This is a genomic window from Halorubrum sp. Ea1 (genome assembly GCF_002252965.1).
GTDB lineage: Archaea > Halobacteriota > Halobacteria > Halobacteriales > Haloferacaceae > Halorubrum.
Genome location: NZ_NHPG01000016.1, coordinates 1 through 16,516, shown reverse-complemented (window position 1 = coordinate 16,516; position 16,516 = coordinate 1). Strand labels below are relative to the sequence as shown.

Annotated in this window: 17 protein-coding genes; 10 read left to right on the top strand and 7 right to left on the bottom strand. The window is 69.4% G+C overall.

From position 1 onward, the window contains the following. Positions 1 to 21: 21 nt before the first annotated feature. Positions 22 to 639, bottom strand: a complete 618-nt coding sequence (locus tag DJ73_RS02330) for a TetR/AcrR family transcriptional regulator (RefSeq protein WP_094525023.1) — start codon at positions 637 to 639, stop codon at positions 22 to 24. 246 nt (positions 640 to 885) lie between these two features. Here DJ73_RS02330 and DJ73_RS02325 point away from each other — a divergent pair, with 246 nt between their 5' ends. From DJ73_RS02325 to DJ73_RS02310, 4 genes are all read left to right on the top strand, one after another. Further along, complete coding sequence (locus DJ73_RS02325; RefSeq protein ID WP_094528163.1) at positions 886 to 2,580, top strand: COG1361 S-layer family protein; 1,695 nt, start codon at positions 886 to 888, stop codon at positions 2,578 to 2,580. Continuing rightward, positions 2,581 to 5,049, top strand: a complete 2,469-nt coding sequence (locus tag DJ73_RS02320; protein ID WP_094525025.1) for an RND family transporter — start codon at positions 2,581 to 2,583, stop codon at positions 5,047 to 5,049. 419 nt (positions 5,050 to 5,468) lie between these two features. Continuing rightward, positions 5,469 to 5,663 carry a ribbon-helix-helix protein, CopG family gene (locus DJ73_RS02315; RefSeq protein ID WP_094525026.1) on the top strand — a complete coding sequence of 65 codons (195 nt, stop codon included), beginning with the start codon at positions 5,469 to 5,471 and terminating at the stop codon, positions 5,661 to 5,663. Continuing rightward, a complete protein-coding gene (locus DJ73_RS02310) occupies positions 5,656 to 6,381 on the top strand; it encodes a queuosine precursor transporter (protein WP_094528167.1) in 726 nt (241 codons plus the stop codon). The genes DJ73_RS02315 and DJ73_RS02310 overlap by 8 nt, the downstream gene beginning before the upstream one ends. Positions 6,382 to 6,403: 22 nt before the next feature. On the opposite strand, the gene DJ73_RS02305 is transcribed toward DJ73_RS02310, so the two are convergent. Continuing rightward, positions 6,404 to 7,456: a hypothetical protein gene (locus DJ73_RS02305; protein ID WP_094557198.1), complete on the bottom strand. Its 1,053-nt coding sequence runs from the start codon at positions 7,454 to 7,456 to the stop codon at positions 6,404 to 6,406. A gap of 81 nt (positions 7,457 to 7,537) precedes the next feature. On the opposite strand from DJ73_RS02305, the gene DJ73_RS02300 reads away from it, so the two are divergent. After that, a complete protein-coding gene (locus DJ73_RS02300; protein WP_094557197.1) occupies positions 7,538 to 8,269 on the top strand; it encodes a DUF5781 family protein in 732 nt (243 codons plus the stop codon). 478 nt (positions 8,270 to 8,747) lie between these two features. Here DJ73_RS02300 and DJ73_RS02295 read toward each other — a convergent pair whose 3' ends face one another. After that, positions 8,748 to 10,121 carry a hemolysin family protein gene (locus tag DJ73_RS02295; RefSeq protein ID WP_094557196.1) on the bottom strand — a complete coding sequence of 458 codons (1,374 nt, stop codon included), beginning with the start codon at positions 10,119 to 10,121 and terminating at the stop codon, positions 8,748 to 8,750. A gap of 218 nt (positions 10,122 to 10,339) precedes the next feature. On the opposite strand from DJ73_RS02295, the gene DJ73_RS02290 reads away from it, so the two are divergent. From DJ73_RS02290 to DJ73_RS02280, 3 genes are all read left to right on the top strand, one after another. Further along, positions 10,340 to 10,600 (top strand): glutaredoxin, encoded by a 261-nt coding sequence (locus DJ73_RS02290; protein WP_094525031.1) that lies wholly within the window; start codon positions 10,340 to 10,342, stop codon positions 10,598 to 10,600. A gap of 1 nt (position 10,601) precedes the next feature. After that, positions 10,602 to 11,111, top strand: coding sequence for a redoxin domain-containing protein (locus DJ73_RS02285; RefSeq protein WP_094527458.1), 510 nt, complete (start codon positions 10,602 to 10,604; stop codon positions 11,109 to 11,111). A gap of 87 nt (positions 11,112 to 11,198) precedes the next feature. After that, a complete protein-coding gene (locus DJ73_RS02280) occupies positions 11,199 to 11,861 on the top strand; it encodes an L-threonylcarbamoyladenylate synthase (protein WP_176451060.1) in 663 nt (220 codons plus the stop codon). A 54-nt stretch (positions 11,862 to 11,915) separates the two neighbouring features. Here DJ73_RS02280 and DJ73_RS02275 read toward each other — a convergent pair whose 3' ends face one another. From DJ73_RS02275 to DJ73_RS02265, 3 genes are all read right to left on the bottom strand, one after another. After that, a complete protein-coding gene (locus DJ73_RS02275; protein ID WP_094525875.1) occupies positions 11,916 to 12,182 on the bottom strand; it encodes an HAH_0734 family protein in 267 nt (88 codons plus the stop codon). A 103-nt stretch (positions 12,183 to 12,285) separates the two neighbouring features. Continuing rightward, positions 12,286 to 14,106, bottom strand: a complete 1,821-nt coding sequence (locus tag DJ73_RS02270) for a ribosome biogenesis/translation initiation ATPase RLI (RefSeq protein WP_094525874.1) — start codon at positions 14,104 to 14,106, stop codon at positions 12,286 to 12,288. A gap of 1 nt (position 14,107) precedes the next feature. Continuing rightward, complete coding sequence (locus DJ73_RS02265; RefSeq protein WP_094525873.1) at positions 14,108 to 14,416, bottom strand: hypothetical protein; 309 nt, start codon at positions 14,414 to 14,416, stop codon at positions 14,108 to 14,110. A 289-nt stretch (positions 14,417 to 14,705) separates the two neighbouring features. On the opposite strand from DJ73_RS02265, the gene DJ73_RS02260 reads away from it, so the two are divergent. Then, a complete protein-coding gene (locus DJ73_RS02260) occupies positions 14,706 to 14,987 on the top strand; it encodes a helix-turn-helix domain-containing protein (RefSeq protein WP_094525872.1) in 282 nt (93 codons plus the stop codon). A 106-nt stretch (positions 14,988 to 15,093) separates the two neighbouring features. On the opposite strand, the gene DJ73_RS02255 is transcribed toward DJ73_RS02260, so the two are convergent. Continuing rightward, positions 15,094 to 15,369 (bottom strand): hypothetical protein, encoded by a 276-nt coding sequence (locus DJ73_RS02255; RefSeq protein WP_094527460.1) that lies wholly within the window; start codon positions 15,367 to 15,369, stop codon positions 15,094 to 15,096. A gap of 181 nt (positions 15,370 to 15,550) precedes the next feature. Between DJ73_RS02255 and DJ73_RS02250 the strand changes: the two genes are divergently transcribed. Beyond that, positions 15,551 to 16,516, top strand: a 966-nt coding sequence (locus DJ73_RS02250; protein ID WP_094557195.1) for a C-terminal binding protein, incomplete at its 3' end; no start/stop codon positions are given.

The window sequence follows — 16,516 nt, the reverse complement described above, 5'->3', positions numbered from 1 at the left end:
CGCTCACCGACGCGGAGCGGGTCACGCGTCGACGAACAGCCCGTCGACGACCGTCTCGATCAGCGCGTCCTCGACGCGCTCGTAGGCGGCGTCGCTGTCGGCGCCGATCGGCGCGTTCCGCGAGCGCGCGGTGAACACGAGCGAGACGAACAGCTCGTCGATCAGCTGCGGGTCGTCGTATCGGAACGCGTCGAGATCGGCCAATCGGCCGGCGAACGGCAGCCCCGAGTCGTACGCCGCCGACTCGATCCCCCCATCCTCGCCCTCGGCGTCGGCGATCCGGTCCTGTAGCTCGCGGAGCTCCCCGTCGACGATGAGCGAGGAGATGAGGGGGTTCGACCGCACCTCCGCGAGCGTGGTCTTCAGGAGGACCCGCACCTCCTCGCGGGGCGTGTCCACCGCCGCGACCGCCTCCGCGATCGACGCCTCCAACTCCTCGCGCTCCGCGACGAGCACCTCGACGTACAGCGCCTCCTTGGAGTCGTAGAAGCGGTAGAACGTGCTCGTACCGATGTCGACCGCCTCGGTCACGTCCTTGATCCGCGTGCGCTCGAATCCGAAGCGCTCGAACAGCTCTCGGCCCGCCGCCACGAGTTCCGCTCGAATGCGCTCGCGCTCCTCGTCGGAGAACCCGCTCATCGCTCGTCCTCGTGGCCGTGGACGCCGACCGATCTATGTGCGCTCATGTCCGTCGCTACGAATCCAAAAACAAAGACGTTATTGATTCGTAGGTTCACGATCAGACGTGAAACGCGCGGCTGCGACGCCCGGCCCGGTTCGACGCGATCGGCCGAAGCGGACTCGTGACCCCGGCTCGACGCCGGATCCGGGCCGCCCGGCCCCCGACGCGGGGCCGCGGGACGCCGCCGCGACGTTCGATTCAGCATGAGACGCAACACAGTTCTCGTCGTGATCGTGGTACTGGCGCTTGTAACGAGCGGGACGGCCGGGTTCGCCGTGGGGGCGACGCCGACCGGGGAGGCGAGCGCGGCGAGCCTCGACGCGGACGCGGCGGTCGCGACGCCGAGCGCCGGCGCCGCGACCGGCGGGACGACGCCCTTCCAGACGGGAGGCGGGCTCGTCCGAGGCTCGCCCGAGCTGAGCGTGACGACCCCGAGCGCGACCCTCACTCCAGGGCGGACGAACGAGCTCACCCTGCAGATATCGAACGACGGCGACATGGACCTCGGCACCGGCCAGACGCGCGAAATCGTCACCACCGCGCGAAACGTCCGCGTGACCGCCGACGCCGGCGGCACCCCCCTCGACGTCGAGACCGGCACCCTCGCGATCGGCTCGGTCACCGAGAACCGGCCGGGCGAGGCGACCGTCGCGGTGAACGTCCCCGAGGACGTCGAGCAGGGGAGTTACGAGCTCGACGTCGAGCTGGAGTACTCGTACACCTACCAGCAGTCCGGCGGCGTCACCATCGACCGCGAGGAGACCGTCGACGCCGAGGTCGACGTCCGCATCTCAGACGACGCCCGCTTCGAGGTCGTGAACGTCACGACCGACGCCCGGATCGGGGGCGAGGGAACCCTCGAAGCCGAGATCGAGAACGTCGGCGCCGACGTCGCCCGCGACGCGACCGTCGCCTTCGAGTCCGCGAGCGGCGGCCTCGCGTTCGGCGAACGCGCCAGCGACGCCGCCCGGATCGACGAGCTGGCGCCCGGCGAGACGACGACCGTGCGGTACGATGTCGGGTTCGCACCGGGCGCGCCCGTCCGCGAGTACGCGCTGAGCGGGACCGTCACGTTCGAAACGAGCCAGGGCCTCCAGCGCGTCGACGAGAGCGTCTCCGCCGGCGTGGTCCCCGGGCCCGAACAGCGCTTCTCGGTCACCGGCGTCGAGTCCGACCTGCACGTCGGCGAGGAGGGCGAGATCACCGGCACCGTGACGAACGAGGGGCCGGACGAGGCACGCAACGTGGTGATTCAGTTCGCCGAGCAGTCCCAGAACGTGATCCCCATCGAGCGCAGCGTCGCGGTCGGCACGCTGGCGCCGGGCGAGTCCGGCGAGTTCCGGCTCCCGGTCGAGATCGGCGAGGAGGCGAAGGCGATCGACCGGACGGCCGACATCGCGGTCCGGTACCGCAACGCCGAGTTCGAGACCCGCGCGTACCAGGACGTCGAGCTGCTCTACGAGGTGCAGCCGGAGCGGGACCAGTTCCTCGTGGAAGTCGACGACCGCGAGATCGAGGCGGGCGGACAGCGCGCCCTCGAGGTGACGCTGACGAACAACCTCGACGAGCCGGTCCGGGACGTCGAGGCGCGGCTGTTCGCCGACTCCCCCCTCGACAGCGGCAACGACGAGGGGTTCGTCTCCGAGCTCGCGCCCGGCGAGTCGACGACCCTCACCTTCGACCTGTCGGCGGCGGGCTCGGGCACGGCGAAGACGTACCCGATATCGTTCGACTTCCGCTACGACGACGCGGACGGTAACAGCCAACTGTCGGACACGACCCGGGTGCCGATAACCGTCGTGGAGGGCGAGGGCGGGTTCCCCGTGGGGCTCGGTCTCGTCGCCCTCGTCGCGGTGGTCGTGATCGGAGCCGGCGCGTACGTGCTCCAGAGGGAATAGATGGGTCGAGCGGGCCAGTGGGTCGAGGCGAACGTCGAGCGGCTCAACGAGCTGATCGTCACGCGACCGCGGGCCGTCGTCGCGCTGTTCCTCGTGGCGACGGCCGTCTTCGCCGGCGGGATGACCGCCGTCGAGACGCAGACCGACGCCACTGAGGGGTTCTCCGAGGACCTCCCGGAGCAGGAGGCGCTGGACGCGATCGAGACCGAGTTCGAGGACCCGTTCGCGACCGACGAGGAGACCACGCAGCTGATCCACGACGGGACGAACGTCCTCGACCGCGAGGAGCTGCTCACGATGCTCCGGCTGTTAGAGCGGCTCGACGAGCGGGAGGACCTGCGCGTGGCGTCCGCGAACGGCCCCGCGACGGTCGTCGCGCAGACGCTCGACCCGACGGCGCGGACGCCGGCGGCCCAGCGGCGCGCGGTCGAATCGGCGACCGACGCGGAGGTCCGGCGGGCGATCCGGCGGGCGAGCGAGAGCGAGCGGTTTTCGGCCGTCGTCTCGGACGACTTCAACCCGAACTCGGCGTCGGCGTCGACGACGGTGACGGTGATCTCCCACGACGTCCCGAGCGGGTTCGACGACCTGCAGGGGCTTCAGACGGACGTCCGCGCGCTCGCCGACGACAGCCCGGCCGACGTCCGCGTGTTCGGCTCCGGGATCATCAACGCCGAGACGGGGCAGATCATCGGCGACTCGCTGCTCATCGTCATGCCCATCGTCGTGGTCCTGCTGTTGGGCTTCCTCGTCGTCGCCTACCGGGACCCGATCGATCTCGCGCTCGGGCTGTTCGCGCTGTTGATGACGCTGATCTGGACCTTCGGATTCCTGGGCTTCTCCGGGATACCGTTCGACCAACAGCAGATCGCGGTGCCGGTGTTGCTGCTGGCGGTCGGCGTCGACTTCGGGATCCACTTCGTCAACCGCTACCGTGAGGAGACGGTGCAGGGGTACGACGCCGTCCCCGCGATGCGGATCGCGGCGAACCAGCTGGCGATCGCCTTCGTCATCGTCACCGTCACCGCGGTGTTCGGGTTCGGCGCGAACGTCGTCTCCGACCTCGACCCGATCCGGAACCTCGGGGTCGTCTCGGCGGTCGGGATCGTGTTCACCTTCCTGATCTTCGGGCTGTTCCTCCCGGCGGCGAAGCTGGAGATCGACCGGCTCCGCGAGCGCTACGGCGTCCCGGAGTTCGGGTCGACGCCGATCGCCTCGGAGGAGTCGGCGCTCGGCCGGTTGCTGTCCGTCTCCGTGACGGTCGGCGAGCGCGCGCCCGCGGTGTTCATCGCGGTCCTCCTCGTCGCCTCCGCGGGGCTCGGCGCGTACGGCGCGGGCATCGACACGACGTTCGAACAGGAGGACTTCCTCCCGCCGGAGGAGGAAGCGGGGTACGTGGAGTACATCCCGGAGCCGTTCGCCCCCGGCGATTACACCGTGACGGAGACGCTGAACCTGCTCGAGGACAACTTCGCGGCGAGCCAGGACGCGTCGATAACGATATTTGTAGAGGGGTCGTTACGCGAGGACCACGCGTTAGAGGCCCTCGCAGAGCCCAACGACGATCCCCCGGGGACGCTCGCCGTCGGGCCGAACGGCGGGGCCGAGACGACGAGCATCCTGACGGTGATACGGTCGCACGCGCGGTCCGACGAGGAGTTCGCGGCGTTGGTCGCGCGCAACGACAGGGACGGAAACGGGATACCCGACCGGAATCTCGAACGCATCTACGAGGAGCTGTTCGACTCGCCCGCCGGGGACCGGGCGTCGCGGTATCTCACCGACGACCGCCGGGGGGCACAGATCGAGTACACCGTCGAGAGCGGCGCGACGCAGAGTGAGATCGCCGCCGACGCGAGCGAACAGGCGGACCGGTTCCGCTACACCGCGACCGCGACCGGCCAGATCGTCGTCTTCGACGCGATCACGGGGATCATCTTCGAGTCGGCGATTCAGGGCCTCGTCCTCGCCGTGGTGTTGACCGGCGTGTTCCTCGTGATCACCTACGGGGTCTTAGAGGGGATGCCCCTGCTCGGGATCGTGAACGTGTTCCCGATCGTGATCGCCGTCGCCTCGTTGGTGGGAACGATGCGGCTGCTCGGGCTGCCGCTCAACGCCCTGACCGCGACGATCCTCTCTATCGCGATCGGGATCGGGATCGCCTACTCCGTCCACATCACCGCCCGGTTCATCGACGAGTTCAAAGAGAACGACGACGTCGCGGCCTCGCTCCGCACGACGCTGACCGGGACCGGCGGCGCGCTCACGGGTAGCATGCTCACGACGGCGCTCGGTACGGGCGCTCTCGCGCTCGCCATCACGCCCGTGCTCGGCGACTTCGGGCTGTTGATCGCGTTGAGCGTCGTCTACTCGTTCGTGCTCTCGGTGGTCGCGCTGCCGCCGGCGCTGTTCCTGTGGGACGACTATCAGAACGGCGGCTCGGTCGTCGGCCGCGCCCGCGACGCCTGAGGGCCGACCCCGAGAGCGGTTCGCCGTCGCGCCGCCCGCGCCGTTCGTGCGCCGGGAGCGCCCACCTGCAAGAAGGTCAAGCCCGCGGAGGCCGTACAAGTCCCCCGGCGCGGTCGAACGCGGGGCGAGAGCGCAACCTCTCGTTGCGGCCGGCTGAAAGCCGCCGGCGACTCCTGCGACTTCGGGTTGGGGGTCGTACCCGACCGCGTCGCGTTCCCCCGACGCTCCGAGCGGTTACCTCGGCGTCGGCTCGCCGCGGGTCGACCCGCGGAGGCACACGCCGCGCTCGCGCGGCCCGCGATCAGACCGATCGACGGCGACGACCGCGAATCGACCGAACCGCGACGCCGCCCGGACGATATTCCCGAGAGAGTCCTCGAATAAGAACGCTCTTAGCAATCCGGAGTGGACGGAACGATATGCCCAAGATAAGCGTCGAGATCCCGGGCGAACTGCTCGAGGACCTCGACGAGCACGTCGGCGACGGCGGGAAGTTCGTGAACCGCAGCGACGCCGTCAGAGCGTCGATCCGGAAGACGCTCGATCTGCTCGACGAGATCGACGCGCGCCACGACCGACTCGAAGCCGCGAGCGACGAGGCGAGCGATGAGTAGCCGGACGCGGGGCGCCACCGGGACCGGCGGCCCCTTCGCGGTCGACCCCTTCGACCGCGCCGCGCTGGCCGCGGTCGGCCTGATCACCCTGTTCGTCGTCGCGCTCGCGACCGCGCAGCTCACGGCCGCGAAGGTGATCGCGCTCCCGCTCCCGGTCGCGCTCCCGGTCGTCGGCCCCGAGATCACCCTTCCGGGCGCCGCGCTCGCGTACGCGCTGACGTTCCTCGCGTCCGACTGCTACGCCGAGCTGTACGGCCGCCGCGCGACGCAGGTGGTCGTCAACGTCGCGTTCCTCGCGAACTTCCTCGTGCTCGCCTTGGTCTGGTCGACGCTCGCCGCCCCGGGCGTGAACCCCGAGGTCTCGGCCGCGTTCGAGACCGCCCTCGCCCCGGCGACCGGGGTCGTCGCCGGTAGCCTGCTCGCGTACGTGGTGAGCCAGAACTGGGACGTGTTCGTCTTCCACGCGATCCGCGACCGCACCGGTCCCGACATGCTGTGGCTGCGCAACGTCGCCTCGACCGCGACGAGTCAGGCGCTCGACACCGCCATCTTCGTGAGCGTCGCGTTCTACGCGGCGCCGATCCTGCTCGGCACCGGCGAGCCGTTCGACCCGTCGCTCCTCCTCGCGCTCGGACTCGGCCAGTACCTTCTCAAACTCGCGATCGCCGTCCTCGACACCCCGATTGTCTACCTCGTCGTGGGCGCCGTTCGAGAGTAACCCCCCTCCGGTTACTCGCCGGTCAGTCGCTCCCGACGGCCAGCGCCCGCGCGGCTCGCCCGGGCAGGGTCGCCGACACGCGCTCGAAGGAGTCGCCGGCGTCGCCGGTGCGATACAGTCCCTCGTCGTGCAGCGCCCAGATCTCTCCGGACTCCCGCCCGCTCGCGAGGACCGCTCGGTAGGTGCCCTCGCCGGTGGGGATCCCCCGGTCGTCGAGCCGCTCGAAGCGCGGCCCCGAGGCGGAGTCGACGCCCGGAGTCCGGCGATACAGGTACGCCTCGCCGCGGCGGTGCGCCGCGCCCGCGCCCGACGCCGCGCTCACGAGGACGGTCTCCGGGTCGCCGGGGTCGACGGCGATCCCCCACACGTAGCCGTGGGCGAGCCCAGCGTCGACGGCGCGCCACGTCTGCCCCCGATCGCGGCTCTCCGCGAACCCGTCGCCCGCGGCCGCGTAGACCCGGTCGGGCGCGTCCGGGTGCGTCGCGAGCGCGTGGTTGTCGCGCCGGGAGCCCTCGGGCCGGTCGACCCACGTCTCCCCGCCGTCCGGCGTGACGACGAGCGCGCCCGCCTCGACGCCCACGAACCACCGCTCCGGGTCCGCCGGGCAGGGCTCGATCCACCGGACGTGGTGGGTGTCCGGACGCGGCGGGAACGACCACTCGGACGCCGACGGAACGGCGGTCAATCCCCCGACCGGCTCGACCGTCTCCCCGTCGTCGGTCGAGCGGTAGACCCGCGAGGGCTCCGTTCCGATCCAGACGACCGAGGGGGCGTGCGGGCTCGCCGCGACCGCGGTGACCGCGTCCGGGCCCGAGCCGCCGGGTCCGAGCGTCTCGGCGGCGACCCGGTCGAACGTCTCGCCGCCGTCGACGGAGCGGAACAGCCCGGCGTCGAACGTCCCGGCGAACACGCGGGCGCGGGCGGCCGCGGGCCGGGCCCCGTCGCTCCGCTCGGCGCCGGGAGCGATCAAGAGGCACTCGACCGCGCGGTCCGCCAGCCGCTCGTCGACCGCCCCCGTCTCGGGGTCGACGACTCTGAGCCCGTCGTCGTAGGCCGCGTAGACGCGTGTGCGCATGGTACGGAGTTCGACGCGTCGCGACAAAAGCCTTCGACGGGCGCAAGAGACTTACCCGGCGCTGCCGTGTGAACGGTAAGCATGGATCTCCGCGTGCAGGGTGACGTTCCCCCCGACCCGTTTCTCGGCGCCGCCGACCTGTTCGAGACCGAGTGCTCGCTGGCCGACCCCGTCCACGTGAAGGTGCGCGAGGACCCCGACGAGCGGACGTGGGCCGGTCACTACGACGGCTACCACGTCCTCAACGTCTCGAAGCGCGCCGCCACCAGCGCGATGGCCCGCGAGCTGGCCGTCCACGAGCTCTCGCACATGGCCCGCTACGAGGAGGGCCACGCCTCTCACGTCCAGTCGACCGAGGAGGCGCTGTACTTGGGCCTCGCCGGGGAGAAAGTGGAGCGCCGCAAGCTCGCGCACTGCTACCAAATCGCGAACCACATGAAAGACATCTACGCCGACGACATCACCCTCTCCGTCGCGCCCGCGGACAAGCTCCTCGGCTTCCTGGAGTCCACCCTCGCGGCGGCGGTGGCCGACCGCCCGGCCGTCTCGCGGGACGGCTCGCCGCCCGTGACGGCCGGCGCCGACCCGGAGATCACCGCGGTCAACGCCGCGTTCGCGCTCGCGCTCATCGAGCGCCACGGCATCGCCGGCCCGGACCACCGGATCTACGACCTCGCGCGCGCCGCCGGCAGCGACACCGATTCGGTCGACGTCGACGCGTTCAAGCAGCGGTTCCTCGCGCTCGGTCCCGATCCAACCGAGAGCGACTACCGCAAGGCGCTCGTCGGCGCCGCGCGGGCGTACGCGGTGTGAGAGCGCGGGGAAGGGTTGAGGGCGACGGTTCAAACGGGGTACGAGCGACTGGGGACGATCATTTATAAATGAACAGTGCGGTCGGCGCGTGCCTGCGAGGCCGCCTCGCGGCCGAGGAGCACGCGCGAGGGAGTCGCTGGCGCCGTCGGCGCCAGCGACGAGGCTGGGGAGGCGCGAGGTGCGGTTGCGGTGCGGTCGGGTGGGACTCAAAGGGGCAGCCGTGAGGGGCGCGGAGGCGACGCAAGCACCGCAGAGAGCGAGTGAAACGAGCGACTGAGGAGCGCAGCGAGCGTCCGCGCCCCTCACGGCCTGGGGCTTTGGAGCCGTTCGCCGGAGATCTGGTTTCAACCGCGTACGGCCGAGCGGCTGGGACCTCACGGATGTACTACGCGCCGCTGGCGACGACGGTTATTTATAAATCGACACGGTGTCGGCGAATCCTCTCCGCGCCACTGACGAAAACGTCCGTATAAACCGCCTACGCCGCGTCGTCGGTCGGCGTCTCGGTCTCGCCGATCTCCCTGTCTCCGCTCCCGTCGTCGACGTCGAGAACCGTTACGCGCGCCGACATGATCCGGGTGTTGTCCACGCGCTCGATGCGGATCCGGACCCCGTCGAACTCGATCTCCTCGCCCTCCTCGACGAGCCGGCCGGCGCGGTTGAACACGAAGCCGGCGAGCGTCTCGAACTCCTCGCCCTCGGGGAGGTCGATGCCGAGGATCTCGTTGACCTCGTCGATGTTCACCTCCCCTTGGACGACGGCGACGTTCTCCTTGAGGAACTCGACGGGCGCCTCCTCGTCGCCCTCCAGGATCTCCCCGACGATCTCCTCGACCATGTCCTCTAAAGTAATGATCCCCTCGGTGGTGCCGAACTCGTCGATGACGGTGACCATCTGGAGGCGGTTCTCCTGCATCTCCGCGAGCAGCTCGTCGGCGTTCTTCGACTCGGGGACGTGCAGCGTCGGCTTGACGACCCGCGCCAGCGAGGGCTCGCCCTCGGAGTAGCGCAGCTCGCGGACCAGGTCTCGGACGGTCACCACGCCAATGATGTTGTCGAGGTTCCCCTCGTAGACGGGAACGCGCTCGTGGTCGGCCTGGATACACGTCTCGATCGCCTCCTCGACCGACTGCTCTTTGGCGACCGCGGTGACGTCGAGGCGAGGCGTCATCACCTCCTTGGCGATGGTGTTGTTGAACCGGAAGATCCGGTCGAGCATCTCGCGCTCCTCCTCCTCGATGACGCCCTCGCGCTCGCCCGTCTCGATGATGTCTTGGATCTCGTCGCGGGTGACGTACGTCGACTCGATCGCCGCGGAGCCCCCGATGACGCTGTTAACGCCCTTCACGATGTAGTCGAACAACACCACCAGCGGGTACAGCGCGTACTCCGAGGCCTTCAGCGGGCGGGCGATCCGGAGCGCCCACGACTCGGTGTTCTCGACGGCGTACGACTTGGGCGCGCTCTCGCCGAAGATCAGCACCAGCGTCGTGATCCCGAACGTCGTCGCCAGGACCGACTCGCCCCGCGAGAGGAAGAATCCGAACAGCGCGGTCGCGATGGAGGTCATCGCGACGTTGACGATGTTGTTGCCGACGAGGATCGTCACCAGCAGGCGGTGCGGGTTCTCCTTCATCTCCTGGATCGTCTTCGCGCCCGTGACGCCCTCGTCGACGAGGCTGTCGACGCGGTGCTGCGGCAGGGAGAACATCGCGATTTCCGATGAGGAGAAGAACGCGGACAGACCGACCAGCACAGCGATCGCGAGGACGCCGAGGGCGATCACGGTGTTATCCCCCGGCGTCGGCAGCTGTAGCAGATCGGCCGTCAGCGTGCTCGGCGGCAAGCCCATGTTCATTCGTCTTCCGTCGGCGGATGGTTAAAGGATTACTTTCGGCGACCCGGGCCGGCGGACGATCCGGCGGATCACCGGCGGAACGAACGGACGAATCGGCGCATCACCGGCGGAACGAACGGACGACTCGACCGATCGCCGGCGGAACGGAGGGCCGATCCGCGGAGCGTGCCGCGGCCGACACGATTACACGTCCCGCGGCCGAATCGAGTGCCATGACGAAACCACAGATCACCCTGTACAGACTGCAGGCGTGCCCGTACTGCGAGCGTGTCGTCCGGACCCTGAGCCGGTTCGGGCTGGAGTACGAGTCCCGGTACGTCGAGCCGATGCACTCGGAGCGGAACGCGGTCAAGCGCGTCTCCGGGGCCCGGAGCGTCCCGGCGATCGTCGACCGCGAGACCGGCGTGACGATGTCCGAGAGCGCGAACATCGTCGAGTACCTAGAGGGTACGTACGGCGAGGGAGGTTCCTGAGATGCCCGATTTCGACGTCGTCTCTCTCCCCGAGACGGAGCACGTCGCCGAGGGCGACGTGGCGCCCGACTTCACTCGCCCCCTCGTGAACGAGGAGTACTGGGAGGACGCCGCGCTCGACGACGCCGTCGACGGGCCGACGCTTCTCGTCTTTCACCCGATGGACGGCGCCTTCCAGGCGACGTACCTGTACAACACGATCGACGACCACGGGTGGGCCGACGACCTCGACGTCCTCGGCCTCTCGATCTCGTCGCCGTACGCCCACAAGCGCCTGCTCGCCGAGCGCGGCGAGGGCGTCCGGATCTTCTCGGACCCGAGCGCGGGCGTGATCGAGGAGTACGGTCTCGCCCACGACATCGACGGCATGACCGGGGTCACCGAGACGCGGCCCGCCGTGTTCCTCCTCGACGGCGACCGCGCCGTCGAGTACGCGTGGGTCGCGAGCGAACACCCCGAGTTCCCCGACGCCGAGGAGATCGACGACGCGGTCGGCCGACTCGTCGACTGAGGCCGCCGTCGGCGCCGACGCGGTTCGCGTGCGACCGCGCCGTCGACACACGCCATCCTTTTTTAAACTGCGACCGAATGAGCGCGTATGACGGACGACGCCGACGACCGGGAGCCTCTCTCGGGGTCCGAGCCCGAACCCGGACGCGACGCAGTGAGCCGGCGGGAGGACGTGCGGCGTGCGGCCGCGGCGGTCGCCGACGGCGAGCTCGTCGTCTACCCCACGGAGACGGTGTACGGGCTCGGCGGGGACGCGCTCGATCCGGACGCGGTCGAACGCGTCTTCGACCTGAAGCGTCGCGACCGGTCGAACCCGCTCTCGCTGGGCGTCGCGAGCGTCGACGACGCGCTCCGATACGCCCGCCCCACGGAGTTCGCGGTCGCGTTCGCCCGGGCGTTCCTCCCCGGTCCCGTGACGGTCGTCGTCGAGCGCGGCGACGCGGTCCCCGACGCGCTCACCGCCGGCAGCGACCGGGTCGGGGTCCGGGTCCCCGACCAGCCGGTCGCGAGGGCGCTCCTCCGCGAGACCGGACCACTCACCGCGACGAGCGCGAACGTCTCCGGGACCGGGAGCGTCACGCGCCCCGACGACCTCGACGACCGGATCCTCGAGGGCGTCGGCGCGGTGATCGACGACGGCGAGGCGCCCGGCACGGAGAGCACCGTCGTCGACCCGGCGGCGGGGACGATCCACCGCCGCGGCGCGATGGCGGGCGCGATCGAGGCGTGGCTGGCGGACCCGCCGGTCTGAGCGGGCGGGTTCGCACCGGAAACAGAGCGTCGAAAAAACGGAACCGCGACGGGTTCAGACCGCGAGATCGCCTTTCTCGCTCAGAACCTCGACCTCCGCCGCGTCGACCGCGTCGACGTCGAGCCAGTGGGGGACGTACTCCCGCTTGTCGTACGCCTCGCGCTCGTCCTCGGTCCCGACCGTACACCAGAGCTGGGGCTCGTCCGGGCCGTGCCAGCCGCCCTGAACGTTGATACCGAAACAGACCAGCTCCTCGCCCTCGTACTCGATCACCGCGTCCCGCCGGATCCCGGGGTCGCCGCGAATGATGAGGTGTTGCATACTCCGTCGTTTGCGGGTTCCGTGCTTAATCGCTTCGATACGGTCGATCGACCGCGGGAACGCGCCGCGACCGCGGGCGGTCGGGCGCCGGACGGCGACGCCGTCAACCGGAGTAGTAGTACTCGCCCTCGCGCTTCTGCTTGCTGTCGAGCTGCGAGCCCGGCTTGTTGATCCGGGGGCGCCCGGTGCGCTCGTCGCGGCGGAAGGTGATGTCGAGGTCGGCGAGGAACTCGTTCATCCCGTCGCGCATGTCCTGCGGGGGCGCGGCGCGGCCGCGCTGGGCCGGCTCGCCGTCGAACACCATCAGGCGGTCGGCCAGCAGGTCGATCATGTAGATGTCGTGGTCGATCACCATCACGGTCGCGTCGTGGTTCTCGGCGTACCGGCGGATCGCCGTCGTCGCGCGGACGCGCTGCTCGACGTCGAGGTGCGCGGAGGGCTCGTCGAGCAGGTACAGATCGGCGTCCTCGGAGAGGCACGCCGCGATGGCGACGCGTTGGCGCTCCCCGCCCGACAGGTCCGCGAGGTTCTGCTCCATGATCCGCTCCAGCTGGAGCGGCTGGGCGACCTCCGTGTTCCAGTAGGAGGAGCCGAAGTCGTCGGTGATCGACGAGAGGAAGGCGTCGACGCGCATCGGCTGATCGATCTCGATGTACTGCGGCTTGTACGCGATGTCGAGCGCGAAGTCGAGCGACCCCTCGTCCGGCTCCAGCGAGCCCGCGAACAGCTTCGCGAGCGTCGACTTCCCGATCCCGTTCGGGCCGACGACGCCGAGCACTTCCGACTGGTTGATCTCGCCGCCCTCGACGTGCAGTTCGAACTCGCCGTCGCCGTACGACTTCGAGATATCGGGGTATTCGATCAGCGTCTCGCTGCGCGAGGCGACGCGGGGGGCGTGCTCCTCGAAGGTGATCGCGGAGGGCCGGATTCGCATGTTCTCGTTGTCGAGGTACCCCTTCAGGTACTCGTTGATCCCGTTGCGGACCGACTTGGGGTCGGTGATGACACCGTACGCGCCCGGTTCACCGTAGGCGACGTGGAGGGTGTCGGCGAGGAGGTCGAGGATCGCGAGGTCGTGTTCGACCACGAGCATCGAGCGGTCGGCGGCGTCGTCGTCCGCCAGCTCGCGGATGAGCCGGGCGACGATCATCCGCTGGCCGATGTCGAGGTACGGCGTGATCTCGTCGAGGAAGTAGAAGTCGGCGTCGCGGGCCAGACACGCCGCGATGGCGACGCGCTGGAGCTCCCCGCCGGAGATGGAATCGATGTCCTGGTCCATCACCGGAGCGATGTTGAGCCGGTCGATCAGCTCGTCGAGCGCCCCGCGCTCGTCGGTGCGCTCCAGCAGCTCGCGGGTGTTGCCGTCGAACTGCTTGGGGATCTGGTCGACGTACTGCGGCTTGCGGGAGACGCTCACGTCGCCCTCCTTCAGCGACTTGAGGTAGTTCTGGAGCCCCGTGCCGCGGAACCGGTCGAGCACGCGGTCCCAGTCGGCCTCCGTCTCGTGGTCGCCGAGGTTCGGGATCATCTCGCCGGCGAGCCCGTGGACCGCGGTCGACTTCCCGATCCCGTTCGGCCCTAAGATTCCGGTGACGTTGCCCGGTTCGGGGGTCGGAAGTCCGTACAGCGAGAAGGCGTTCTCGCCGTAGCGGTGGACCGGTTCCTCGTCGAGCTCTGAGGGGAGATTGATGATCTCGATCGCGTCGAACGGGCACTTCTCGACGCAGATACCGCAGGTCTCGCCGAGGCAGATCTCCTCGGAGATGTGGATCTGGTCCGGGTCGCCCTCGACCGTGTCCTCGCCGCGCTCGGTGATGCACTCCTTGCCCGTCCGGTTCGGCGGACAGTAGTTCGCGCACTCGTAGTTACACCGGTCGGGCTGGCACCGATCGAGGTCAACTACGGCGATGCTGTCGTCGGCCATCTTACGCCACCAGCTGGACGCCTGACGTCGCCAGCACGGTGTAGCTGATGAACCACAGCGTGAACGTCAGGAACGCCACGTAGAGGTTGTCTTTGACGCCGAAGTCGCCGACGCCGATAGCTTTGTACAGCGGGTACTGGGCGAGCACGAACGCGCCGAGGACCAACACGACCGTCGTGCTCTGGGCCGCGGCCACGGTCGTCCCCACGTAGGCGGCCGAGACGACGCCGGCGGCGATCCCCGCCAGACAGCAGATCGTCGTGACGACCACGCCCCGCGCGTGGCCGGAGATGCCCGAGTCGTCGCTCATACCAACGGATCCGCGAGCGCCCGTGAAAAGCCGTTCGTTCCACCCGTCGGACGCCGGGGACCGCGAGGGCAGAGGTCGGCCGTCAAGACGGGCGCGACACGGGCCCGAGTGAGAGCGCGCGCGAGCCGTATCGCTGACTGACTGGTCAGTCGAACAGGCATATAGCGGCCTATATTGCTGGTTGTCAACGAAACAACCAGCAATATTCTCTTACTTCGGCGGGAAAATACCCGAAATACACCCGTGGTCCATCAACATTTATGACGATGTGCGGTTTCGAATCGTAACGATGGAAGGAACCCAAACGGAGGGGCTCGACGACCTCCCGCCGAGCGCCAAGCTCGTGTTCAAGGTGCTCGAGTACAACGGCCCGCTGACGCAGAAAGGCATCGTACAGGAGTCGATGCTGTCGGCCCGGACCGTTCGGTACGCCCTCGAGCGGCTGGAGGGGATCGGGGTCGTCGACGAGGACGTCTACTTCGCGGACGCCAGACAGAACCTCTACAAGCTCACCGAGCCGGCCCAGGAGTTCACCGGCGAGGAGAGCGACGCCTCCTGTACCGCCGACTGAGACCGCGTCGCTGAGACCGTGCCGATCGGTCCGCGCCCGTCCGACCCGTCGATTCCACGGTCGTTCGCGTCGCCGAGCGATTTGCTCGTCGCTGCTCGCTCTCTCCTCACTCGGGCTCCGTCGACACCTCGCCGGCGCCTCGCGCCGCCTCGGCGATCGTGAGCGCGACGGCGACTAACAGCGCGAACGTCGCCGCAAGGACGAACGCCAAGAACAGGAACCAGACCTCCGGCCCGAACAGCGGGTACTCGCGCGTGTCGATCACGGGTCCGAGTAGCTCCAGCGTGCGGACGAGGTACAGGAGGAGCGCGAGGCCCGCGCCCGCGACGAGCCCGATCCGGACGTTCCGGTAGAACGCCAGCGACTCCAAGAGGACGAGCATCGGGGGCTTGGTCGAACTGTCGTCGGTCACGACGGTACGTAGCCGCCCGGCGCGCAAAGAGCCTCCGGAACCGCGCGGTGTCCCGCTCGCCCCATCGAGAACATCATGATCGAAAATCGACGTTTGAGAGCCTAAACACGTCAATACCAGCCATCAAGTGGGGGCGGAATAAAGCGGGGATATGGCCAAGGTCGTCCTGTCGTCGTTCGCGATGATCGACCCGGAGACGTACCGCGAGGTGCTCGGCGAGCGCGTCGACGAATCAGTCGAGATCGAGGTCGCCGACCTGGGGTCGGCGGAGCGGGTGAGCGACGCGGCGGCGGGCGCCGACGCGGTCGTCACCGACATCAACACGCCGGTCACCGCCGAGGCGCTCGCGGCGCTCGACCTCGAGGTGGTGGTCCGGTCGGCGGTCGGCGTCGACAACGTCGACGTCGGCGCCGCGGCCGACGAGGGCGTCACCGTCACCCGCGTCCCCGACTACTGCACCGACGAGGTGGCGACCCACTCCGTCTCGCTGCTTCTCGCCTGTCTTCGCTCGCTGAAGGCATACGACGACGATGTCGCCGCCGGCGGGTGGAGCTGGGAGACCGGCCGCCCGGTCCGACGCGTGAGCGCGTCGACGGTCGGACTGCTCTCGTTCGGCCCCATCGCCCGGCGCGCCGCCGAGCAGCTCGCCGGCTTCGACGCGACGCTGATCGCCCACGACCCGTTCGTGGACGCCGACGAAATGGCCGAGTACGGCGTCGAGAAGGTCGAGTTCGAGGCGCTGTTCGACCGCGCCGACCACGTCGGCGTCTACGCCCCCCTGACCGACGCGACTCGCGGGATCGTCGACGCCGACGCCCTCGCGCGGCTCGGCGAAGGCTCGGTCGTCGTCAACGTGAGCCGCGGCCCGGTCGTCGACGCCGACGCCCTCCTCGAGGCGCTGGAGTCCGGGACGATCAAGGGCGCCGGGCTCGACGTGCTCGCCGAGGAGCCGCCCGAGGACGACCCGCTCGTCGGTCGCGAGGACACCGTCGTCACGCCCCACGCGGCGTGGTACAGCGAGGACGCCAGAGACGACCTGAACCGGAGCGGCGCGGCCGACGTCGCCGCCGTCCTCAACGGCGAGACGCCGGCGGGGCGGGTCGACCCGGACGCCGAC